Source organism: Pseudomonas sp. WAC2, assembly GCF_030403525.1.
Classification (GTDB): domain Bacteria; phylum Pseudomonadota; class Gammaproteobacteria; order Pseudomonadales; family Pseudomonadaceae; genus Chryseomonas; species Chryseomonas luteola.
Genome location: NZ_JAUEPD010000006.1, coordinates 135,917 through 159,417, shown reverse-complemented (window position 1 = coordinate 159,417; position 23,501 = coordinate 135,917). Strand labels below are relative to the sequence as shown.

At 55.6% G+C, this 23,501-nt stretch carries 19 protein-coding genes and 1 tRNA gene; 8 read left to right on the top strand and 12 right to left on the bottom strand.

Annotation, left to right across the window (positions count from 1 at the left end; translation table 11 throughout):
- Positions 1–322: 322 nt before the first annotated feature.
- The 7 genes from bcsR to QWJ10_RS14590 all read left to right on the top strand — a co-directional run bounded on the left by bcsR (position 323) and on the right by QWJ10_RS14590 (position 11,847).
- Complete coding sequence (bcsR, locus tag QWJ10_RS14620) at positions 323–544, top strand: BcsR/BcsP family cellulose biosynthesis protein (protein WP_197870256.1); 222 nt, start codon at positions 323–325, stop codon at positions 542–544.
- Positions 545–547: 3 nt separating this feature from the next.
- A complete protein-coding gene (gene bcsQ, locus QWJ10_RS14615; protein WP_289927501.1) occupies positions 548–1,279 on the top strand; it encodes a cellulose biosynthesis protein BcsQ in 732 nt (243 codons plus the stop codon).
- The gene (bcsA, locus tag QWJ10_RS14610; protein ID WP_289927499.1) at positions 1,276–3,864 is read left to right on the top strand and encodes a UDP-forming cellulose synthase catalytic subunit; all 2,589 of its coding nucleotides are present in this window, start codon (positions 1,276–1,278) and stop codon (positions 3,862–3,864) included. The genes bcsQ and bcsA overlap by 4 nt, the downstream gene beginning before the upstream one ends.
- A gap of 2 nt (positions 3,865–3,866) precedes the next feature.
- Positions 3,867–6,122: a cellulose biosynthesis cyclic di-GMP-binding regulatory protein BcsB gene (gene bcsB, locus QWJ10_RS14605; RefSeq protein ID WP_289927497.1), complete on the top strand. Its 2,256-nt coding sequence runs from the start codon at positions 3,867–3,869 to the stop codon at positions 6,120–6,122.
- A gap of 5 nt (positions 6,123–6,127) precedes the next feature.
- Positions 6,128–7,231, top strand: a complete 1,104-nt coding sequence (gene bcsZ / locus QWJ10_RS14600; protein ID WP_125887966.1) for a cellulose synthase complex periplasmic endoglucanase BcsZ — start codon at positions 6,128–6,130, stop codon at positions 7,229–7,231.
- Positions 7,219–10,674, top strand: coding sequence for a cellulose synthase complex outer membrane protein BcsC (gene bcsC, locus QWJ10_RS14595; protein WP_289927492.1), 3,456 nt, complete (start codon positions 7,219–7,221; stop codon positions 10,672–10,674). The genes bcsZ and bcsC overlap by 13 nt, the downstream gene beginning before the upstream one ends.
- Positions 10,675–10,806: 132 nt before the next feature.
- Positions 10,807–11,847, top strand: coding sequence for an NADP-dependent oxidoreductase (locus QWJ10_RS14590; RefSeq protein WP_019365081.1), 1,041 nt, complete (start codon positions 10,807–10,809; stop codon positions 11,845–11,847).
- Between the two features lie 48 nt (positions 11,848–11,895).
- On the opposite strand, the gene bcsG is transcribed toward QWJ10_RS14590, so the two are convergent.
- From bcsG to QWJ10_RS14570, 4 genes are all read right to left on the bottom strand, one after another.
- Positions 11,896–13,581: a cellulose biosynthesis protein BcsG gene (bcsG, locus tag QWJ10_RS14585; RefSeq protein WP_289927489.1), complete on the bottom strand. Its 1,686-nt coding sequence runs from the start codon at positions 13,579–13,581 to the stop codon at positions 11,896–11,898.
- Between the two features lie 89 nt (positions 13,582–13,670).
- On the bottom strand, positions 13,671–13,874 hold the full coding sequence (locus tag QWJ10_RS14580; protein ID WP_010798013.1) for a hypothetical protein: 204 nt from the start codon (positions 13,872–13,874) through the stop codon (positions 13,671–13,673).
- Positions 13,864–15,429 (bottom strand): cellulose biosynthesis protein BcsE, encoded by a 1,566-nt coding sequence (bcsE, locus tag QWJ10_RS14575; RefSeq protein WP_289927487.1) that lies wholly within the window; start codon positions 15,427–15,429, stop codon positions 13,864–13,866. The genes QWJ10_RS14580 and bcsE overlap by 11 nt, the downstream gene beginning before the upstream one ends.
- Before the next feature lie 798 nt (positions 15,430–16,227).
- Positions 16,228–16,317: transfer RNA gene (locus QWJ10_RS14570), tRNA-Ser, on the bottom strand.
- A gap of 202 nt (positions 16,318–16,519) precedes the next feature.
- Between QWJ10_RS14570 and QWJ10_RS14565 the strand changes: the two genes are divergently transcribed.
- Positions 16,520–17,215, top strand: coding sequence for a crotonase/enoyl-CoA hydratase family protein (locus QWJ10_RS14565; RefSeq protein ID WP_289927484.1), 696 nt, complete (start codon positions 16,520–16,522; stop codon positions 17,213–17,215).
- 356 nt (positions 17,216–17,571) lie between these two features.
- On the opposite strand, the gene QWJ10_RS14560 is transcribed toward QWJ10_RS14565, so the two are convergent.
- The 8 genes from QWJ10_RS14560 to QWJ10_RS14525 all read right to left on the bottom strand — a co-directional run bounded on the left by QWJ10_RS14560 (position 17,572) and on the right by QWJ10_RS14525 (position 23,455).
- Positions 17,572–18,459 (bottom strand): AEC family transporter, encoded by an 888-nt coding sequence (locus QWJ10_RS14560; protein ID WP_125887960.1) that lies wholly within the window; start codon positions 18,457–18,459, stop codon positions 17,572–17,574.
- Positions 18,460–18,609: 150 nt separating this feature from the next.
- Positions 18,610–18,945, bottom strand: a complete 336-nt coding sequence (locus QWJ10_RS14555; RefSeq protein ID WP_010798007.1) for a ribonuclease E inhibitor RraB — start codon at positions 18,943–18,945, stop codon at positions 18,610–18,612.
- 250 nt (positions 18,946–19,195) lie between these two features.
- Complete coding sequence (speE, locus tag QWJ10_RS14550; protein WP_019365086.1) at positions 19,196–20,056, bottom strand: polyamine aminopropyltransferase; 861 nt, start codon at positions 20,054–20,056, stop codon at positions 19,196–19,198.
- A 102-nt stretch (positions 20,057–20,158) separates the two neighbouring features.
- Entirely contained in the window at positions 20,159–20,374 is a 216-nt protein-coding gene (locus QWJ10_RS14545; protein WP_010798005.1) for a PLD nuclease N-terminal domain-containing protein, read from the bottom strand.
- A 94-nt stretch (positions 20,375–20,468) separates the two neighbouring features.
- Entirely contained in the window at positions 20,469–21,152 is a 684-nt protein-coding gene (gene mtnC / locus QWJ10_RS14540) for an acireductone synthase (RefSeq protein ID WP_019365087.1), read from the bottom strand.
- The gene (locus tag QWJ10_RS14535) at positions 21,149–21,700 is read right to left on the bottom strand and encodes an acireductone dioxygenase (protein ID WP_019365088.1); all 552 of its coding nucleotides are present in this window, start codon (positions 21,698–21,700) and stop codon (positions 21,149–21,151) included. Before QWJ10_RS14535 ends, mtnC begins: the two co-directional genes overlap by 4 nt.
- The gene (locus tag QWJ10_RS14530; RefSeq protein ID WP_019365089.1) at positions 21,697–22,314 is read right to left on the bottom strand and encodes a methylthioribulose 1-phosphate dehydratase; all 618 of its coding nucleotides are present in this window, start codon (positions 22,312–22,314) and stop codon (positions 21,697–21,699) included. The genes QWJ10_RS14535 and QWJ10_RS14530 overlap by 4 nt, the downstream gene beginning before the upstream one ends.
- The gene (locus QWJ10_RS14525; RefSeq protein ID WP_289927818.1) at positions 22,274–23,455 is read right to left on the bottom strand and encodes an MFS transporter; all 1,182 of its coding nucleotides are present in this window, start codon (positions 23,453–23,455) and stop codon (positions 22,274–22,276) included. Before QWJ10_RS14525 ends, QWJ10_RS14530 begins: the two co-directional genes overlap by 41 nt.
- Positions 23,456–23,501 lie beyond the last annotated feature (46 nt).

Genomic DNA, 23,501 nt, shown 5'->3' with positions numbered 1-23,501 from the left:
AACGCCATTCGTCCTGAGAAAAAATCGTTCGGTCAGAAGGCGCCAGATAGACCTTTAAGCAGTGGGAATAGCCGCCGATAATTTGCACTGGTTCACAAAATGAATCGAGTGGATTAAGGAAATCAAATTCAAGGCATGGCTGCGACTGGACAGACTGTTTTCAAGACACGGATCGCAGGCGGTAGTGGGGCAACTCTATTATGGCGGCCCTTGATGACGCTTTTATTTCCAAGTGCCTTATCCATTGCACCTCACGCCGCTGGGTGCACCAGAAATAAACGCGGCAAAGCCCAGATGCTTTGCAAACAGGAGCAATACCAGAATGGCTACACTGCCCGTTACTGAGATCGTTTCCACAGGTACCAGTGGTCGTGAAGACGTTTCCACGCTAATTCGTCATTACGATTTGCAAAATTTCCGCTACGCTGAGATTCAGACTGTACAGAATCTGAATAAAGCGTTGGCCGAATGGCCTCTTCTCCTGGAGACGCTTCAGGTCGTACTACCGACTCAAGAGCAAGCCAAACTGAAGAATGCCTCATAAAATATGCACGTTATAGCCGTCCAGGGAATACGGGGCGGCTGTGGAACCACCTCAGTAGCCGCAGGCCTGGCAGCTAGTCTAGCCACCTTACAGAAGCATGTTCTGCTGATTGATCTTTGCCCCAGCAATCTACTGGGACTGCACTTTGGCTTATCCGTTACAGAGGATGCCGGATGGGCACAGGCCCTCGCCGAAGGCTACCCCTGGCAAAGCACCGCTTTCCTTTATAAGGAGAACATCTGGCTGCTGCCCTTTGGTCGTCCGACCTCGCTGTCCCATCTACATGAGCTGGCTGCAGACTGGTTGCCTACATCCCTGCGCACACTTGCGATGCCGGACGATACCTATGTGATTTTTGACGTGCCACAGCATTCGAGCTTTCGCGAGGCACTAGGTCAGATTACGGACCTGCAATGGATTCAAATCGTGCAGGCTGACCCGGCCTGCCATGCCCTGATTAATCAGCAATCACTGGTCGGCCAGCTGAATACACCCAACCGCTTCTGGCTGGTGAACCGTTACCAACCCGCTTACAAGCTCTCTCGGGATCTCATACAACTCTGGCGCCTGGTCCTGGGCAAAACACTGATTTCAACCATCATCCACGAGGATGAAGCTGTACGCGAGGCCCTGGCCCTGAAGCGGCCGCTCGCAGATAGCGCTCCGGCCTCTCTGGCCAGCCACAATTTCCTCTCGCTGGCTACATGGAGCGTGGCGCAGGCAGGCGCCACATGATCCTGGCACCGGCTGCCAAATCCTGGCTTTCGCTGTACTACCACAAGAGCCGTGAGCGCCATCGCGCGCCGGTTGCCTTACTGATGACGGCATTGTGGCTACTGGGCTGGACATTCCTGCGATTCGAGCGCCCCACCTGGCAATGGGTCGCCATCAACTGGCGTGCGCTGTACCCTCAGTTATCCACGCGGCGCCTGGGCAATCCTCTCAGAACTGTCATGCAAAGTATCTGGCTTATTCTGGTCAGGCCCGTCAATGGCAAAGGTCCCGATTACCTGGCTGCTCTCTCCAAGGGTTTTCAACGATTTCCTGCCCTGCTTGAGCACCGGCGTCGCCTCTATCGTTCAGCCGCACGTCTGCCGGAACGTTTGCCACTCGCTACTCTGAAGGAAGAGACCTGGTCGTCTCTTTCGGTTAGAACGAAATGTATCTTAGGTGGTGCCTTTGCGCTTATTGCCACGCCGCTTTTACTGCTTTGCGTAACGCAGCCATTCGAGATCGGCCAGCAGATCGTTTTTATCGCCATGCTATGGGCGCTGGCAATGGTCATTCGCAAGATGCCGGGGCGCTTCCCGACGTTAGCGCTTATCATCCTTTCGCTGCTCGTATCGTGTCGGTATTTCTGGTGGCGCTATACGCAGACGCTAAACTGGGAAAATCCGCTGGATGTCATCTGCGGCCTGCTCCTGTTGCTGGCAGAAACTTATTCCTGGTTGGTACTGATCCTTGGGTACTTCCAGACAATCTGGCCGCTGGATCGCAAGCCCTATCCGCTCCCCCTCAACATTGCCGAATGGCCTTCGGTCGATATTTATATTCCCACCTATAACGAAGACCTGTCTGTCGTTCGGTCGACGGTACTGGCCTCCCTGGGTATCGACTGGCCAAAAGACAAGCTGAACATCTACATTCTTGATGACGGTAAACGGGAGTCATTTCGCCAGTTTGCCGCGGAAGTTGGGGTGCACTATCTGATTCGCTCGGATAATCGCCACGCCAAGGCAGGCAATCTGAATGCGGCCATGAAAGTCACCAAAGGTGATTTCCTGGTGATCTTTGACTGCGACCATATTCCGACCAGCTCTTTTCTACAGATGACCATGGGCTGGTTCCTGAAAAGCCCAAAGTTGGGCGTTATGCAGACGCCTCACCATTTTCTGTCGCCAGACCCCTTCGAGCGCAACCTGGGTAACTTCCGGCGTACGCCGAACGAGAACACCCTGTTTTACGGTCTGGTCCAGAACGGAAACGACATGTGGGACGCCACGTTCTTCTGCGGCTCCTGCGCCATTTTGCGGCGCACCGCCGTGGAAAGCATTGGTGGTTTCGCCGTGGAAACTGTAACCGAGGATGCCCACACGTCCCTGCGTCTGCACCGCAACGGCTGGACGTCCGCTTATATTCGTATTCCCCAGGCGGCAGGACTCGCTACTGAAAGCCTGTCAGCCCATATCGGCCAGCGAATTCGCTGGGCGCGGGGCATGGTGCAGATCTTCCGCCTGGACAATCCGCTGATGGGCAAAGGCCTCTCGCTTCCCCAGCGACTCTGCTACTGCAACGCAATGCTGCATTTTCTCGCTGGCGTGCCTAGGCTCATCTACCTGCTTTCACCATTGGCCTTCCTGATCCTGCATGCGTATATCCTGTATGCCCCGGCGCTGCTGATTCTGCTGTTCGTTCTGCCTCACATCGCCCATGCCAGCATTACCAATTCGCGCATCCAGGGTCGGTACCGTTATTCCTTCTGGAGCGAGATCTACGAGACGGTGCTGTCCTGGTACATCGCCCGGCCTACCACAGTGGCGCTGATCAATCCGCACAAGGGTAAATTCAACGTAACGGCTAAAGGGGGACTGGTTGAGGAAAACGTCTTTGACTGGACGATCTCGAAGTCCTTTCTGTTCCTGGCTGGATTGAATGTGGTAGGCCTGCTGTTTGGTGTCTATCGTTACGTTACCGGCCCAGCCGTCGAACAAGGCACTGTCATCATCAGCATGCTCTGGACCGTCTATAACCTGATTATCCTCGGAGGCGCCATTGCAGTTGCCGCAGAAGTTCGTCAGGTTCGTCGCACCCATCGCGTCGACTTGAGACTACCTGCCGCCATACGCCTGACGGGCGGCCACGTTTATGCATGTACGCTGACGGACTACTCCGACGGCGGTGTGGGACTGGAGCTGCCGCCAGAGCTGGACCTCAAGTCGGACGAGCAGATCTTTTTGCAACTAAAGCGCGGCCTTGAGGAGTACAGCTTTGCCACTCGCGTTCGGAACCAGCGAGGCCGGGTTGCAGGGCTAGAGCTTGATCCGATGGATGTTCAGACACGCATCAATTTTGTGCAGTGTACGTTTGCACGTGCCGACACTTGGGCCCAATGGCAGGAAAGTTTCGTGCAAGACAGTCCGCTACGCAGCATCCTGGCCATTATCCGGGTCGGATTATCAGGTTATAAACGCATGCTGCAGCACTCCCCCAGGCTTTCCCGTCCTCTTATCAAGGGCTCGGTGTGGCTGGTGGAGAAACTCGTGTCGTTCATACCTGTAACCCCTGTCCTACCGCCAAAACGAACACAACAGCAAGGATAAGCATGAAAGGCGTAATCCGCTTTCTCATCGCAGCGGCTCTGCTGGCCTGCGCCCCCTGGACTACCGCGGCGCCTACGGTTGCGCCTGCTCCCAACACGACACCCGTTGCCCCACCGGTACAGGAGCGGCAGCTGGGCTTCAATCAGATCTCATCAGCGGGAAACCTGACGACCCGTAATGTCTTGAGAAATCTCTACGCATCGTTTGGGTTACGTAGCGATGAGGTCGTCACAGGCGCTCGACTCCATCTGGTGTATACCCCCTCGCCGGCGCTGATTCCGGTGCAGTCGCACCTGAAAGTCTATCTGAACAATGAGTTGATGGGGGTATTGCCTATCAATCAGGCGGATCTGGGCAAGGAAATTACTCGGGATCTACCGCTCGATGCCCAGTTTATTTCTGATTACAACAACGTGCGCTTTGAGTTGGTTGGCCACTATGCCCCCATTTGCGAAGACCCGCTGCACTCCAGCCTATGGGTTGACTTCAGCGCGAAAAGCCAGCTGCTCCTGAGCACTCAGGCACTAAAGATCCAGAATGACTTATCCAAATTACCAGAGCCCTTTTTCGATCAGCGCGACCCGGCGGCCCTGAGCGTTCCATTCATCTTTGCAGATCGGCCTAACAGTGCCGAGCAGACTGCTGGGGCAGTAATGGCGTCCTGGTTTGGAACGCTGAGCGGCTGGCGAGGCGCCAGCTTTCCAACCTCATTTGGACGCCTGCCCTCTCAAGGCAATGCCGTTGTGTTTGCAACGAATGCACAGTTGCCTGCATTGATTGAAGGCCATGCGGAGGTGACAGCACCGACCATTGAGATTGTCGAGAATCCGCAAAATCCTTATGGGAAGCTGTTACTGATCCTTGGGCGTGACGACAACGACCTGCTGACTGCAGCGAAAGCTGTCGCCCTGGGCGCTGTTACGCTACGAGGGCAATCCACCACCGTGGACTCTCTGCAAACCCTGGCACCCCGCCAACCCTACGATGCCCCAAATTGGGTTTCACTGGATCGCCCTACTCGATTGGGCGAGCTAATGGATTATCCCAACCAGCTGGAAGTCACCGGCATGGTGCCGCGACCGGTTACGCTGGCGTTCAATATTCCGCCGGACCTGTTCGTGTGGCGTAATCGCGGTATCCCGCTGGATCTTAAATACCGCTACACGCCCCCGCTCCGTGACGATACAGCCCTGTTGACGGTCAACGCCAACAACCAGTTCATCAAGGCCTTTACGCTGAGCAAGAATGCCAACCAGAGCATGGGCGGTGTTAATCTGCCGATTCTTAACGAAAATCTGCTAGGGACCAGTACCGGCTTTCAAGTGCCGTCACTCAAGCTAGGGGCTCGCAATGAGCTGCGTTTTGATTTTTCTTTCGGCGCCTTCCCGGCCAATGGCGACAATACCAGCTGTACCACGACGCTTCCGCTCAATGTTCAAGCCGCAATCGATCCGGACTCGACCATTGATTTTTCTTCGCTCTATCACTACAAGGCCATGCCCGATCTACGCGCCTTTGTCAGTGCCGGATATCCCTTTACTCGCCTTGCCGATCTATCCCAGACGCAGGTAATGATGCCCTCGCAGCCAACGCCGGAACAGACAGGCCTTTTGTTTACGTTGATGGGACGCATGGGGGCCATTACAGGCTATCCCGCGACACAGGTCTCCATTGGTGATGATTGGTCAGCCGTAAAGAAAGGCGAACGCGACGTTCTGATAATAGGTGAAATTCCCGAGCAGGCTCGGACCGAGTTGGACAAGAATATGACAGCGTTCGTGGATGAGACCCGAACGTCGCTCATGCTTCCCAACCGCAAGACATCCCGCCTTGAGTCACCGCTACAGGACACCGGGTCTGCCATGGCAGACACACAATTGCAAACGTCGTCGTCGGGGCCGATCTCGGCGCTGGTCGGGTTTGAATCCCCATACGCCAGCTCGCGCAGCGTAGTCGCTCTGATGGGTTATGGCGAAAACAGCTATCAGCAGCTGCAAGAGGCCTTGAGCCAGAATACCGGGCTTGAGAATGTCACCGGGTCCGTCAGTCTTTTCCGCGGAGACCGGATCGACAGTCATATCGTAGGAGAGCCTTACTACGTAGGTAGCCTGCCCTGGTGGCTGCTTCTCTGGTATCACCTGTCCGCACATCCGCTACTACTGGCATTCATTGCAATCGTGACCACACTGATATTGGCTGCCCTGCTCTGGAATGTCCTCCGCTGGCTGGCGCGCCGTCGCCTGCAGGAACAGGAGTAACCTTCATGAAAAAAGTGCTTGCCTCCCTCTGTCTGATCAGTCTCGCCAGCCCCGTCTCGGCTGCCTGCCAGTGGCCGGCTTGGGAAAGTTTCAAGCGCGGGTTCATCGAAAATGGCAGGGTGATTGATCGCAGCGACGAGCGCGCAATTACGACATCGGAGGGGCAATCCTACGCGCTCTTTTTCGCCCTGGTAGCAGGTGACCGAACCACGTTTCAGCGTTTAGTCAACTGGACGCAGGGCAACCTGAGCCAGGGAGACTTTTCCAAACACCTGCCCGCCTGGCTCTGGGGGCGTGCGGAAAACGGCAACTTTCAAATACTGGATGACAACGCAGCTTCCGATGCCGACCTCTGGATTGCCTACAGCCTTCAGGAAGCCTCGCGCCTCTGGCGAATTCACCACTACCAGACGTTATCCAACCGGCTTCTTCAGCAGGTCGAAAAGCAAGAAGTCGCGCGAATCGAGGGGCTTGGTCCCATGCTTTTGCCCGCCCCGGTCGGTTTTACCGACGAGGACAGCTGGACGCTAAATCCTAGCTACACGCCGCTCTTTTTGCTCAGCAGCTTCGCATACAAGCATCCGGAAGGCCCCTGGCAAGGCATGATTGCCCCTACGCTGCGACTGCTGAACGAAACCGCACCCAAAGGCTTTGCACCCGACTGGATTGACTGGCGATCAGGCGCCTGGCATGGCTCCGAGCGGAGCGGCTGGCAAGGCAGTTATAACGCCATTCGTGTTTACCTGTGGGCAGGTATGCAGGCGCCTGGATCAGCCGGCCGGGATAGCCTGCTTTCGCGCTTTCAGCCCATGCAGACTTATATCTCGCAACGGGGGTACCCGCCCGAAGAGGTCAATGCCGAGACAGGGACTACTCAAAACCGCGGGCCTTTAGGCTTCTCGGCAGCTGTACTTCCGCTTCTGGCAAGCCTGGGTGACAAGGCGGCTCTCGACGCTCAGCTAACCCGTTTGAAGCAGGAGCCGCTCGAGGCAGATGCCTATTATGGCAATGTCCTGTCGCTGTTTGGACGAGGCTGGCAAGAAGGTCGCTTCCGCTTCAACGTTCATGGTGAATTGCAGTTGCCGGATACCGCTGCATGCCCACGCTGATTGTTCTGCTGTCTCTTCTATTGGTTAGCCTGTCGGCCCAGGCCGAGGGGCCCGTTACGCCGGAGGATCGGCTAATGGCGCAAGTCAGGGCTGGCGAGGCGCGTAACAAAGATGACCTGATCGAAGACAGCCTTTACCGCCTCTTCAAAGTTGCACCTGATCATCCGGAAGGCTTGGCTGCCCTCGCCCGCCTGAGGTTAAGACAGAACAAGCCGCAGGAAGCACAGGCCGCACTGGAACATCTGGAGAAGGTTGCTCCAGGTTCGCAGGCGTTGAGTCTGGTACGGCTTGATATCGAGCTTGATCAGCCACAGAAAAAATCGCAGCTTCTTCAAGCCAGGCTGCTCGCACGGGCGGGTCGCTATGACGAAGCCCTGAAGCTATACGATGAGCTATTCAAGCCAGGCCTGCCGTCGCCGGAATACGAGCTGGAATACTGGCAAGCGGTTGCCAATACGCCGCAGGGTCATACCAGAGCCCTACAGGGAATTCAGTCGCTGGTAAACCGCTATCCACAAAGTGGCAACTATCGGCTGGCGCTGGTCAGACAGCGACTTGATCTGAATCCGTATGATCCAGAAGCCTACAAGGATCTGGAAAAGCTCAGTCAGGACCCCTACGCCCGCCAGGGCGCCTCTGCTGTATGGCTGGACCAGCTTCAGCGAATGCCAGTTGAAGATCGGGCTGTCACGCTCTGGAAGCGTTACCTTGAGTCCTACCCGGATGCAGCTCCTATTGCCCGCGAGGGGTTAGCCGCGCAGCACCAACTGCTGGCAAACCCAGCGTTCAGAGCCAAACAGAGGGCGCAGCAGCTCCTGGAGCAAGACTCGCAGGACTATGCTGCTATCGAGCGCGCCCTGCAGCAGGCCCTCAAGGGCTTTCCCAATGATTCAGATGCGTTAGGCAATCTGGGAAGACTACGGCAGCGCGAAGGTAGGCATCGAGAAGCGTTGGCGTTTTACCAGCAGGCCCTGGCCAGCGAACAAAACATCGACCAGCGAGCCAAGTGGCAGAACCTGATTGCAACAGCCCAATTCTGGGCAACCCTCAATGACGGGGATACTGCACTGCGTGCAGGCAATTACACTGCAGCGACAAAGGCCTACCAGAACGCTGCCAGACTGCAACCTCGCGCCGTAGAGCCCTTGACGGGCCTTGCCGATGTCTATGCAGCGCAGGGCGATACGAACAGAGCCGAGCAGACCTACAAGCGGGCGCTGGCCTATGACCGTCGAAACGGTCCAGCACTACGCGGCCTCATCAACCTTTATCTTCAGCAAAACCAGATCGACACGGCCAAATCTCTCATCGCCTCCCTTCCCCAGGATCAGCGTCAACGTTATATACCTGAGTTGAACCGGATTCAGGCGAACATCTTGTCGCGCGAGGCCGATGCCCATGCCGCCAAAGGTCAATGGGCAACCGCTGAGCACAAGCTGACAGAAGCCCTTGAGCTGCAGCCGCAGGATCCCTGGCTGGCCTATAATCTTGCCAGAGCGCGCGCAGCACTGGGTAATCCAAAGGCAGAAGACGCCTTTGCAAATCAACTGCGTCAGCGCTCCACTGATCCGGTCCTGCGGTATGCCCATGCGCTCTTTCTCGACAGTCAGAACCAGGCGCAACGGGCGCTTGATAGCCTGCGTCAAGTCCCTGCCAACCAGTGGAGTGAGGATATGCACAGCCTTGCCTATCGACTAGATTATGGCCTGACTCTGGCTCAAGCGCGCGATTTAAACAATCAGGGCCGCACCCAGGATGCGACCGCCCTGCTTGAAAAGGCACGTACGCGCTTTCCCAAGGAAGCGGGTATTCCTCTCCTGCTGGGCGAGTGGTCGGTATTAGGTGGACATCCTGGCGAGGCCAAACGTTATTACCGTGCAGCTCAGGTACTTGAGCCCGACAATATAGAAGCCGGACTCAGCCTGGCAGAGCTTGCCCATCAGCAGAGCCTTGATATCCAGGCACGGCGCCAGCTGGCCGAGCTGTCCTCCAAAGCAGCCACTGCAGGACAACAACGTCGAATGGCCAATTTGTGGTCGGAACTGGGAGAGCCGGAGAAAGCCGCTGCCTACATGGCTGCCGCGCTAGAGGTCGAGACCCGTGATCCGCTCCTATGGCGCGACGCGGCGAGGCTCGCCAGGCGCAATCAACAGCCGGACCTGGCGCTTGATCGCTATCGCCAGGCCATGCGCACAAGCAACATGGGCGATCCGGGCGAAAACGATGCGCAGTTCACCTGGCAAACCCGAGTACAACCTGATGACGACTGGCTCAAACGCAGCATTCGCAGCGATACCGCTGAGCTTTATCAACAGCAGACCGCTACTGCGACACTGCAGTATGACGCATGGGACAGTTCAGGCACACCGGGTATATCGGACCTCAAGGCCCATGATCTACGCTTTGAAGCTGATCATCCCCTCAGGGATGGCAAAGGCTTTTTCCGGGCGGAAACCATTACGATGGATAATGGCAGCCTGGGAAACATTATTGAGCAGAACAACTTTGGAAGTGTCGCCCTCTGCCAGACCCGTGAGGAATGCAGTCGCGGGCATGTCAATCAACGCGCCCAAGGTACCAGCCTGGCTGTTGGCTGGCGTGGGCAGGACACCCAGTGGGACGTAGGTACTACGCCCCTGGGGTTTCCAGTACAGGATATCGTGGGAGGTGTACGCCTGAGCGGCGATCTTGAGTCCCTTGGCTGGACAATGGATATCTCCCGCCGCGCCCTGTCCACGTCCTTATTAGCCTATGCAGGTACTGAAGACCCTCGCACAGGCAAAACCTGGGGTGGCGTCCGTACCAATGGGGTATCGCTTGGTTTAAGCTACGACCAGGGCGGCTTCTACGGCATCTGGTCGAGCCTGCAGGCCCATCGCCTGACGGGTAAAAACGTGGAAAGCAATGATCGCCTGCGCCTGATGAGCGGAATCTACTTTCGCCTGATCGACGAACCCAATCGACGCCTGCGGGTTGGCAGTAACGTCATGTACTGGCACTTCAAGGAAAACCTGAGCGGTTATACGTTCGGCCAGGGAGGCTATTATAGCCCACAGCAATACCTGTCCTACTCTGTCCCGATCAACTTTGCGCAACGCTGGGATGCTTGGTCGTTTTACGCCGAAGCATCAGCCAGCTACTCGTGGGTGAAAGAGGATGATGCGGATTACTTCCCGACAAAGTCCGCCTGGCAGCGCGGAGCAGGAAATCCTGTACTGACGGGAGGCCGCAGCAAAGGCCTTGGCTATCGAGCCAGCTTTTCGCTGGAGCGTCGTCTTTCGCCCAGCTGGTTCATTGGTACATCTGCCGGAATCGAGCGCTCTGTGGGGAGCGACTACAAACCCAACCAGGCACTCCTGTACCTGCGCTACAGTTTTGCTCCCTGGGAAGGCGATCTCAGGATGCCGCCCGAGCCACTTCAGGAATATGCACAGTTCAATTAAACCCAGGCCAGCCTGAAAGAGATTTTCAGGAACCCTGGGCATCTGGGTCAGTCCCTTCCCTGTAACCAACAGCCCGCCTGCTCTCGTTGAACAGGCACAGCGCTGACCCTGGATGATCCACAGGAGTGAGACATGACCCAATCCCAAAACGAAAATCGCCGCATCGTAATGGCCTCGCGCCCGCAAGGCGCACCGACGCAAGAGAACTTTCGTCTGGAGCGCGAGCCTCGCCCTGAGCCAAAAGACGGTGAAGTATTGCTGCGCACGGTCTACCTGTCTCTCGACCCCTATATGAGGGGCCGGATGAGCGATGCGAAATCTTATGCCGATCCGATGCAAGTGGGCGATGTGATGGTGGGAGGCACGGTTTGCCGCGTGGAAAGCTCCCGACATCCGGATTACAAGGAAGGCGAATGGGTATTAGCTGCTAATGGCTGGCAGGATTATGCCGTCTCCAATGGCGATGGTCTCAACAAGCTCGGCGATAATCCGGAGCATCCCTCTTGGTCATTGGGCGTTCTTGGAATGCCTGGTTTTACTGCTTACATGGGGCTGCTTGATATTGGACAGCCCAAGGAGGGTGAAACCGTTGTGGTTGCCGCGGCCACCGGTCCCGTTGGCTCGACGGTGGGACAGATTGCCAAGCTCAAGGGCTGCCGCGTTGTAGGAATCGCGGGCGGAGCCGAAAAATGCCAGCATGCCGTAGAAGCCCTGGGCTTTGATGAATGCATCGACCACCGGAGTGAGCATTTTGCCGAGGCACTGGCCAAGGCCTGCCCCAAAGGTATTGATGTATATTTCGAAAACGTAGGCGGCAAGGTATTCGATGCGGTTCTGCCTCTCCTGAACACCAAGGCACGCGTACCGGTGTGCGGTCTGATCGCCACTTACAACAAGGATCCAAAGGATCTGCCTGACGGCAAGGATCGCCTCCCGATGCTGGAGGCTACGTTCCTGCACAAGCGCATTCGCATGCAAGGCTTCATCATCACCATGGACTACGGCGACCGTTACGGTGAGTTCCTGGAAAACATGACGCCCTGGGTAAGTGAAGGCAAGATCAAATATCGCGAACAGATCGTGGACGGCCTGGAGAATGCTCCTGACGCGTTTACGGGCCTCCTGGAAGGCAAGAACTTTGGCAAGCTGGTCGTCCGGGTCGGCAACGACTGAAGCTAGCGCCAGAAAGGCCAGCCGTACATTACGACTGGCCTTTCTCGCTTACTTTCCCCGCTCCGGATACTTGATCCAGCTTTTACCATCCAGCCTCAAATAATGCGTGTTGTTGAAACGCATCATCACACTGCCTTCGTTTTCCGCCACCACATGATCCAGCTGCGGCAGGCTGGTAATGACCGCATTCAGGTCGAAATTCGGATTTTTCCAGGCAGCGCCATCCACCAGGTGATTGATCAATTCCGACAACGCAAAGTAGCTGGCAGGCGTACGGATATGAACAGGCGCCCCACTCAACGTCGCCTTGGCATTGATGAGTTTGACGCCGGCCGGAATGTGCGTCACGGTAGGGCTTGGAATTTCTCGCATTCCCTTGATCTGCATGAGATCGCCTCGCAATGCGGCGCCATGCTCGGACACGATCACCAGCAGAACCGGCTTTCCAGAAGCCTGGAGGCGATCAATAAATCCGCTCAGGTCATCTAGTACGTTCTGCAGACGCGGCTTGTATTCTGCTGTGACCGTCTTGCCGGACGTTGGATCAATGACCCGATTCCCGTCGTGCAACGAGATCGTGTTATAGAACATCGCCTCGCGCGCTGACGCATTGTCTAGCCGCTGTTGCCACCATTTGGAGAGCACTTGTCCATCACGGTAAATGGGCGAGCCATCAAAGCCCGTCATGACAGGCCGCAAGTCCCCAAACGGGAAAAGAGTCGCCTGCATATCACCGTTGTCTTTGACCTGCCCGATCAGATTATCGAAGCGACCGGTATGGTTCATGACCATGGCCTCGTCAAAACCCAACTGCTTGAGATTTTCGAAGAGAAAGCACTGCTTGCTGGCAGGCTGATATAACCCGGCATTAGGCAACTGGCCGCAGCTCGCTCGAAGCAGCCTCAATACAGCTGGTCCGCTGTAAGTAGCGGCCGAATTGAAGTCATCAAACAGCACGTCCATCTTGTTCCAGAGCGGATGCTGACTGAGTCCGACATCCTCCATGTCGTCCCAGGCCAACGAGCAGATATTCAGGATCAGCACGTCAAAGGGGGCCGCGTCGCTACCTAGAGCTGGAGGGAACTGGCTGACCAGAGTGCTCTGATGGGTATAAAAATCACTGAGTGTTGCATTGAGATTGGTGTCGGTTGGCTCTACCGTTCCGCCCGCCACCGGCCTGGGCACAGGCGACGCCTGTCCTCCAGGCTGTACAGCCGTGGTTGGGACGTCTACAAGTGTTGGTCCCGCGGCAGGGTTTGATGAACGCCAGAAGGTTGTCTGGCCAGCAATCAGAATCGCTACCAAGGCTACAACCGTTACCGCCGTGAAACGTATCCACTGACTGAAGAACAGGTACCCCACCAACAGCACGAGACCTGCGGCCAGCCAGGAAGTATTAATGAACCGCCCTACCAGCTCAAGGATATAGTCAAAGCTGAACGCCGATATCTCAGCAGACTGGGCAAAGAGCCGGCTGACAGGGGGTAGCCAGGTGTCATATAGATAAAGCGACACGCCAATGGGAATCGCCACGACATGCCTCAGACGGTGCAGCCATACCGGCGGCAGCGGCACCAACAGAAAAGCCGCAAAGGCCAAATTCTCCAACGCATGAAAATTTAGCAGGCCTTGCCAGACCAGCACGAATTTGGTGAGGAAGTAATAATTCCAGAAGCCCAACCCTCGCCAGTATTGAAGCGCGGTGGGTGGCGGCAGCAGTGGTCTATCGGTCATAAACACATCTTCAATCAAGGCGTCCTGCCCGCTCAAGGCGATAGCGAGGCGTAGTCGAATGGATGACGGAGCATAAACGTCCGTCAGGTTTACTGATTACCCCGCCCTTTTGTCTCGCCATCACGAATCTTGCCCCCTTTAAGCTCTATCGAGGGTTTCAGGTAACGAGGCCTTTGTGTCTTGTGAAATATCCAATCCAGTATGGCCTTCCAAGCCGAGCGCAGCAAAAAACCCGCCAGAAAGGCCAGAATGCCGGTCAGAATGATGGCGTAGTGAAACAGCTCATCGCTCATGGGTTGCAGTCCTCTTTACCATAAGCGAAACACGCCTCAATACAGGCTGTGGCTCACCTGATTCGGGAGAGACATCTTTGATGTCAGCCGGCTCGGCAATACCTTTGAGCCGGAAGGCAAGGTCATCCGTATAGTCATGCTGGGCCGGTAGCGCATTCATTCGACTCAGCTCCAGCCCCAACCGCTCGGCGCTGTCATAAATCTCGACACTCGATGCCAGCGTATCGACAGAAACACGAAAAATATTTCGCAAGGCCGGTTCGATATCGTTAAGGCGACACGCAAACAGATACAGGTACAAGCTTTGCTCGACCACCGTCACGAAATCGCCACGACGCTTCATGTCGCACTGTGCCAATAGATCCAGAGCGGTCAGACCATGGGCGGGCTTGAGCTTTAATACCATGCCGGGCAGCTCATCCTGTACGATGCGCTCCAGCTCGGCCTGTACACTGCCAATAAAAGTCTCTGCAGCCACATAGCCACGCATGAATTGGGGACGTAATGCCTGCAGGAGCTTATCGAAGTCCGTATCGCCCGTTCGCCGATAAATCTGTCCTTGTACACTTTGCAACTGACTAAAGAAACGGGATACATCGTTCAGGTACGGCACAACGAGGTTGGTACCCGCTGAAAAGAACAGCCGTTCATCCACGTGGCGAAGACACTGACTGATTTCACGAATCACAATCTTGAGCCGATTGCCTCGGGCAGCGCGTAAGCCATGGATCTGTCTTGCGAGTTCCTCTACCTTGCCCGCAGTTGCAATGCCCAGCACTACCGTAGCGGCATGGGCGCCATGGGCTGCATTAAGCAGATCTTCCAGTGAGTCAAACAGCTGCCAATGCCGGGAGGGTGCCTGTCGGCCTGCCAAGCATTCTCGCCAGGCCAGAACCACCTCGTCATCACGGTTACTGGTAGACACCTCCACATCAGCGGCATTGGCCAGTCGCAGGCCGGACTCACTCAGCTCAAGTGAGAAGTCAGCATGAAAAACACCACCCTCCCCGCTACGCCAGTGATCAATATGGTAATGCACATGAAAGGCATGACGCTCCATTTCACCCAGGCCGGATAACTCATCACTCAGCGGCGCCAGACGTGTCCGCTGCTGGACACCATCTCCTACCCCAATCATGAGCCATGTAGCCTTGTGCTTACGGACCCATCCGGTCAGATGAGTTAGCCGCTTTTTCAGCGCAGCCTCGGTCAGACTGTCCAATTGGCGAACATCGTACTGCACCACGATCAGCCGGCCGGCCAACCTGCCATACCATTCAAGCTCTTCGGTCAACCGCTCCAGCCAGCGCTCATGGTTCTGTTCAGCTAGCGTATAAAACCGGACGTTAGTTTTATGAGCCAGCAGAACGTCGATCCAGCTGTCCTTGGGCCGGTCAGGCAATACGCAAATTGACGATACGTCCGAAGCCTGCTCATGGAGGGTTGACAGCAGCAGCGTATCGGCCACCAGTGCCTGGTTAACCAACAACCAATACAGGCCTGGCTGGCGCATATGGCCATATTGTTGAGGTAGGGAATGAATAGCGAGGTGCAAACTGTTCGCCTTTGCCTGAAGATAAACACAGCATTGCAGACAACCCAGCGAACATCCAGTTGGCTACACGCCACAATCCCGGTTTTTGACAGTACCCAGGGGAAAAAGTCAGCCTAGCCATTCAATAGCCAGCAAATTGGCAAACAATAGTCGAGCGATTAAGCAGCGACCTCATAACCGCACCTACCACCATCCTTCCCGTACAGCCTTCAGGCCATCAGAAGTTTTGGCCATAAAAGGCAAGTCGCGGCGGACATGTCGCCACGACACGCTGCGGCTTGAGTCAACAGCGTCGGTGAAACAACCCCTTTCTTGATCTAAATCAAGACGTAAGACAGGAAAAGAAGATCTGACAAACGGTCAAGCCGTGCGGGAATGTTTGGGAAATTCCGTATCTAATACTCATCACGGAAAACGCTGCTCTTTGATCATGAAGTCACTTCTTCACCTGTCGGATCTCTCGCTTGGACGCTACCAGGTCAATACAGTGGTCGATTGCGATGGTAGCCTGACCATTACTGCAGCTCCTGTAACGGGGAATTCTCCGCTCACCTGGAAGCTGACCTCAGCGCAAGTCCAGAACCCTTTGCTGATGGACACTGTGCTAACAGACATAGAGCGTGAACTTCGCAAACCACCTTCTTTCAGCGAACCCTGCCTGCCAGATCTGACACTCGCAACTTACGCCCCAAGCGCTCGGTATCTAAAACGCTGACATCCTGCCCGTATATTCGGCAGAAATTTCACCCAGAATGCACAAAACCCCTGGAGCTTTCGCTCTCAGGGGTTTTGTTAATCTGGCGGTGAGGGTGGGATTCGAACCCACGATACGATTTCTCGTATACACACTTTCCAGGCGTGCTCCTTCAACCGCTCGGACACCTCACCAGAATTTATCTCAACGTCTGCGTCGTTGAGGTGCGCTACTATATCCATGTAGTTTTGAAATGGCAAATTTTTTTTAATGTATTCATGCATTTAAATCAGAAAGCCCAGTTCATGCGTGACCAAGCAGTCAACCAAACGGCTTTACGTGACTCGAAACAGTCGTTACGTTCGCCACAATATTAATAACGACAACGGCTCACTCATGAACGCACTTATTTCTTATCGCTATGAATCCCCTGTTGCAACGCTTACGCTGAATAACGGCAAGGTCAATGCGCTCTCGCCAGCTGTTATCGATGCGCTGAACGAGGCCCTCGATCAGGCCGAAAAGGACAAAGCCATTGTGGTCATTACAGGCCAACCGGGAATCCTCTCCGGGGGCTTCGATCTGAAGGTCATGATGAGCGGCCCGCAGCAGGCGATCGACCTAGTCACAATGGGGTCTCGTCTGTCACGCCGTCTGTTGTCCCACCCCTTCCCCGTGATAGTTGCATGCGGTGGTCATGCCGTTGCCAAAGGTGCCTTCCTGTTACTGTCGGCGGACTACCGGATTGGCGTCAAAGGCGCCTTTACCATAGGGCTGAATGAAGTCGCCATTGGTATGACAATGCATCAGGCGGGTATTGAAATCGCACGCGACCGGTTGCCCCGTCCCGCCTTTCAACGAGCCGTGATTGGTGCTGAAATGTTTTCACCTGAAGCGGCTGTCGAAGCAGGCTTTCTGGATGAAGTCGTAGCGCCAGAAGCGTTGGAAGACGCTGTTCACCGCGCCGCTATGCGCCTGAGCAAGCTCAACATGTCAGCCCATGGGAACACGAAGGTAAAGGCCAGAGCGCCATTACTGTCCGCACTGGATGACGCTATCGCCCTGGACGCCCAACACTTCGGCCGCGCCTGACAATCATCAGACAAACGGCACGCTGTCACGAAACCTCTGTGAAACGCGTCTATAACAGTGAAAAGACGCTGTACAGCGCTCCTTTTAATCGCTAAACACCATTAAGTAGGAGATTTAGAAAAGCTTTAGATCTAAACAGGCTGTAACTTGCGACCTAGTCTCGACTCAATGTGATATGGCCCTTGCGAGGGCCATAATAAATGCCGACAGAGCAATCGAGCTTCTCCCTATAAGAAGAAAGGGCTTGAGTCATGTTAAGAGAACCGACACCCAAGTGGCGGCAAGCGAGTCTTGTGCTGATCATCACCACCATCGTACTTGTACTTCCCAACCTGACCCGCCTGCTGGGGGGCTGATTATCCTGTGGCAGGCAGCCACCATGCCAGCATCAGCGGCAAGAACCCAAACGCCAGTATGGTTGAACACAATACGAGACTGGCTACTTCCTGGGGAGACCGGTTAGCGCGTAGGGCATAGAGATAGTTGAAAACCGCTACGGGCATGGATGACTGGGTGACGAGGACAGCATGGGCCAGAGGTGGCAGATGTAGCGCCCAACCCACCAGCCAGCCCACAAGAGCACCCAGACATAGCCGGATTCCACCGAATAGGAAGCCGGACCCCAGGTGTTGTGGCCGTATGCTGGCCAGTGACACGCCCAGCGTAATAAGCATGAGCGGAATGGCAAGGCCGGACATGAGGTCGACGGTATTGGCAATCCAGCGCGGCAGTTGGGCATCAAGCATCATGAGTGATAATGCAATCGCTACGCTGATCATGATGGGATTTCCCAGCAGCATCTTGAGCGAGCGCTCGCCGGACATCCAGAAGATCCCTAAACTGAAATTACCGATCGACAAGACCAGATAAAATGCCACGGCCAGCGTCATGCCTTGCTCGCCAAACGCATACAGGCACACCGGCAAGCCCATGTTGCCTACATTGGGAAACATGAATGCCGGGGCTAATACCTTCCAGTCTCGCTTGAAGACACGGGCAAGCCCATAGGCTGCCAACCCCATGATCGCGCAGATAACCACGCAGGCCAGGGCCATTTGCCCAAAGCTGTGCTTGTCGATGTGTGCATGCCCCAGTGTCGCCAGGACCAAACAGGGAGAGGCTACGTTGAAGACCAGGCGGGAGATGAAGTCAGTGGGATATTCATAGCCCCAGCGCTTCCAGAAATAGCCGATACCTGCGCCAATGAGCACAGGCGCCATGACCGCGAATAACTCTGACAGCATGCCTTTCTCCCCTGAATCAAGAGTTCATTATGCCCTCTTGGGCAAGAACGGGGAGTAGTAAATCGGTAGTGCAGGACGTGAGATCAAACGGAGCATATGGCAGAAACTAAAATGAGGCATGACACGAACGGCCATGCCTCGACGTCAGGATCAGGTCCTCCTGATTTCCTGGGTTACGCCCCAGCCATCCAACGTTCCGCCAAGAGGACTGACGACGGCCTCAAGATCAGACTCGAAATCGTCAATTGTCGTATAGGTAGCAAACATGACCTTACTGACCTGTAAGTGCCACCCGCCCTCTTCGTGTGGGATTATCTGAGCGTTCAACGACTCTCCCTTGAATTGACATGCGGCCTCTCGGGCCTGTTTTTCATCAGGAAAAATAGCGAAGAAATCGATGGGATGTATGCGTGAGAAGTCGAAACCACCCTCCTTCATCTGCCGGAGCACAGTAAGGCTTACATCATCGGAGATGTTTAAAGGCATAGGGCACCTCCTGCTCATTGAATGGGATTTTTAGTTAATGCGATAGAGCGTGATAGAGGCGTTGCAACGGTGATCGCCGGTATCAGCGAAGCCACCCGCAGAGCCCTTTCAACTAAAAGAACGCCAACACAAACGCCTGACGTATAGCATTGCACACAACTAAAAGAGAGCTTTGAGGCGGCACCGGTTCCTTGGATAGCGACGAGTGGTGCGTGCCCTGCAAATGATCACAGGGCACCTTCCGAAAGTATCAGGCGTTGGAAGTCTTGCCAATGGCGCCTAGTACATATTGAGGCAGCGCAAAGGCACCAATATGGATGTCGGCATTGTAATAGCGCGTAACAATGCCGGAGACTGCGAACCGTTCGCGTAGGGTATCTACCGGCACGAAACGTTTGCCAGCGTCTCGGCTGCCCCAGGCAAAGGTCATCGCGCCGCCAATGTAGGTCGGTACGGCAGCCTGATAAAAATGCCAGTCAGCAAAGAGCCCGTTGACCCGGCTTGCTGTGGTCTTCACTTCGTCAAGCTGCATGAAGGGCGTGCCGTTCTGCGTGACCAGGATTCCACCTTCATTCAGGCAGCGATGGCAGGCCTGATAAAAGTTTTCCGAGAACAGTACTTCACCCGGGCCGATGGGATCGGTCGAGTCGGAAATGATCACGTCGAAACGGTCAGTGGTATTTGCCACGAAGCGCATACCGTCATCGATGACAAGGTTGAGACGCGAGTCGTCAAATGCGCCATTGGAGTGATTGGGCAGATAGGTTTTGCACATGTCGACCACGGCCGCATCGATTTCCACCATGGTGATGTGCTCGACACTCTTGTGCTTGGCCACTTCACGCAGGATGCCGCCGTCACCGCCACCGATGATCAGGACACGCTTGGCCTGACCATGGGCAAACAACGGCACATGGGTAAGCATCTCGTGGTAAATGAACTCATCGGCTTCGGTCGTCTGGATTACGCCGTCCAGCGCCATGACGCGTCCCATGCGGGCATTCTTGAAAATAACGAGTTGCTGGTGCTCGGTACGAACCTCATGGAGCAGCTCGTCCATGCGAAAGCGTTGGCCATAGCCGTCATATAGAGTTTCTAGATAATCTTTCATTGAGAGGTCTCCCGTTCCTCGGATGGGCGGAACGGAAAACGCCCGCCCTGGAAAAGGCGGGCATTGTAAGGGCAATGCGTGACGGTCTCCAGACGCGTTCTATTACCCTTTATGCGTTGGCGCCGATACGGACGTACTTCCGCGAGGACCCGCAAGCCCCCAGGCAATCAGCCCCACGACTGGCAGAATGATGATAAGCAGTGTCCAGAAGATCTTCTTGTTACTGGTGCTGTCGCTGCGAATGACGCTGACGATAGCCCAGATATCCAGCAAGAAGACGATGAAACCGATGACACCGCCTATAGTTGAGTTAATCATGGGTGCTCTCCAATTCAGTTCCGGTAAAATTGGGACTGCGCACCCGAGGCGGTAGTTCGCCTTAAACGACCGAATGTCGCTGATATCCCTTTTGTCAGAGCGTCAGAGGGTCGATTTCAGCAAAGCTTTTCACGCAAGGGTGACCGGCCAGCTCGCCGCCCTCGCGAACCAGGCCACAGGTTTTCATACCGGCAGACCGGGCAGCATCCAGCTCCTCGACAACATCCGATAAGAAGAGAATTTCATCTGCCTGATGCGTGGTTGCGCTGGCGATACGGCTATAGGAAGCGGCTTCACGCTTGCCTCCGGTCATCGTATCGAAGTAGCCGGAAAACAGCGGCGTCAGGTCTCCAGCCTCGGAACAACCGAAGATGAGCTTTTGCGCCTGTACAGAGCCGGAAGAATAGACGTAAAGCGCAATCCCCAGCGCATGCCAGCGCCGAAGGGCTTCGACGGCATCCGGATAGACGTGCCCTTTCAGCTCGCCGGCCTTGTAACCCTGTGCCCAGATCATGCCCTGCAAGGCCTTGAGCGGTGTAGCCTTACGATCCTCAGCGATCCAGCCCAGCAGAATCTCGATGACGCGCTCGGTATCGGCAGTCAGCTCCCCGGCCTCGGCGCGCACCGCATCCAGCTGCTCTGCCACTGCCACCTCCTGAGCATGCTCACGCACATAGCCCGGCAGATGCTTGGCCGCAAAAGGAAACAGGACATCAAAGACAAAGCTGACCGCGCTGGTCGTGCCCTCGATATCGGTCAGGATAGCGCGAATGGTCATGCATCTGCCTCCAGGCGTGGAAAACGGGAAGCAATGTCTTCCCCGGTGAACTGGGCGATCCATCCCTCAGGATTATTGAACAGCCGGATCGCAACGAAGTTAGGCTCTTCGCTCATATCGAACCAGTGCGGTGTACCGGAGGGCACTGAAATCAGGTCATTCTTCTCGCACAGTACGGCATAGATATATTCGCCGATATGCAAGGTAAAGAGGCCACGCCCGGCCACGAAAAAGCGGACCTCATCCTCTGCATGACGATGCTCGTTCAGAAACTTGGCGCGCAGCTCGGCTTTCTGAGGATGATCAGCCTTCATGCTGATCACATCCACGGTCTGATAGCCGCGTTCCTGGATAAGACGATCGATCTCGGGACGATAGGCAGCAATCACTTCTTCCTGGCTCGCCCCCGGCGCTACAGGCGCCGTGGCCTGCCAGCGTTCGAATCGAACGCCTACTTCGGCCAGCGTTGCCGCGATATGATCACCCTGGGTAAGCACCTTGTTGGGCTGCTCGGGATGGGACTCATGGTAGACAGTCAGGCGGCTCATGTCCGGATACTCAATATTTTAAGTTCACATTCGAAAAGAAACTCGAACGCCTCGATCTGGCGCAAGGCATCGCTCATACGAGCCCCCCAAGTATAGAGGCCATGACCACGAATCAAATACCCCACGCAGTCTGGATGCGTGTCGAGCCATGTCTGAACATGCATGGCAAGCCGGGCGATGTCCTGATCGTTTTCAAAGATCGGCACCAGTACCCTGCCCTCGTGGGTCGTGATACCGCTGAAGGCCTTCTGCAGCTCATAGTCATGCAGTACCAGCGCCTCGTCGGCAACCATCCGGGACAGAACCGTGGCATTAACCGAATGCGTATGCAGCACCGCGCCAATCTCCGGCTTCCATCGATACAGCTGGGTATGCAGCAGCGTTTCGGCCGACGGCTTCTTGCCGGGCTCCAGGCTATTACCTTCCAGGTCCGTCACGAGCACATCATCCAGGCCCAACTGTCCCTTGTGCTTGCCTGAGACTGTAAGCAACGCGCGGGTCTCGGACAGCCGGGCAGAGTAATTGCTACTGGTTGCTGGAGACCATCCCCGACTGTAGAGAAACTGACCCGCCTCAATGATTTGCTGCGCCAGCAGCTCCCGATGATTCATCATGATGTCGATCTTCCAAACGCGTAATGATCATGCATGCCCCCACCAGCGCTGCCAGGCTGGCGAAGCCGAATGTCCAGGCAGGACCCAACACCTGCCAGCTATAACCGGAGTAAAACGCCCCCAAGGCGCCTCCGGTTCCCGACAGTGCAGCATACAGTGCCTGCCCCTGCCCTTGATGTCTGTTTCCGAAACGGCGCTGGATGAAATGGATCGCCGATGCATGAAAACAACCAAATGTAGCCGCATGAATGACCTGGGCAAAGAGCAGAACCCCCAGGTGATCGGCAAGATGACCCAACAGCAGCCAGCGCAGCGCTGCAAGCAGAAAGCTGGCCGCAAGTACCTGTCTCAGGCTGAACAGGGTCAACAAACGAGGCATGACCAAAAAGATCAGCACCTCCGCCACAACCCCTACTGCCCACAAGAGACCGATCGTGCCGCGAGCATAACCCAGGTTTTCCAGGTGTATCGTTAGAAAGGTGTAATAAGGCCCATGGGAGAGCTGCATGAGGCAGGCCCCCAAATAAAAAGCCATGACGCCCGGTTGACGCAGACAACCTATGAGTCCGCCTTCGCTTCCGCTGTTTTCCAGTTTTACCGCAAGAGGCGACGGAACCCAGATACTGCCTATGACAATACCGGCCATGATGACCAGCAGGCCGGCTGGGTACAGATCAAGACTGAAATGCTCGAACAGCTTGCCCAGCCCTACCACTGCTGCAATAAACCCGACGGATCCCCAGAGGCGAACGCGGCTATACAGCGAAGCCTGTTCACGCAGGTGTGCCAGGGTAATGGCTTCAAACTGTGGCAGCACCGCGTGCCAGAAGAACGCATGGGCCGCCATGACCAGTGCCAGCCAGGCGTAGCTATGACTGAGGTAAATCCCTGCAAAGCAAATGAGCGTGCAGCAGGCGCCGAAACGAACAATGGTCAACCGCTTACCGGTACGGTCGCCCAGCCACCCCCAGAGATTGGGCGCCAAGCAGCGCATCAGCATGGGAATAGCGACCAGTTGACCGATATGCTCGCTGGAAAACCCCAAATGATGAAAGTAGAGTGACAGAAACGGCGCCGTTGCGCCCAACAAGGCGAAGTAGAAGAAATAGAAGCTGGACAGACGCCAATAAGGAATCGGCATTGACTCATGTGTATTCATGCAGTACCCGAGTAGGCCGGTACAGCTG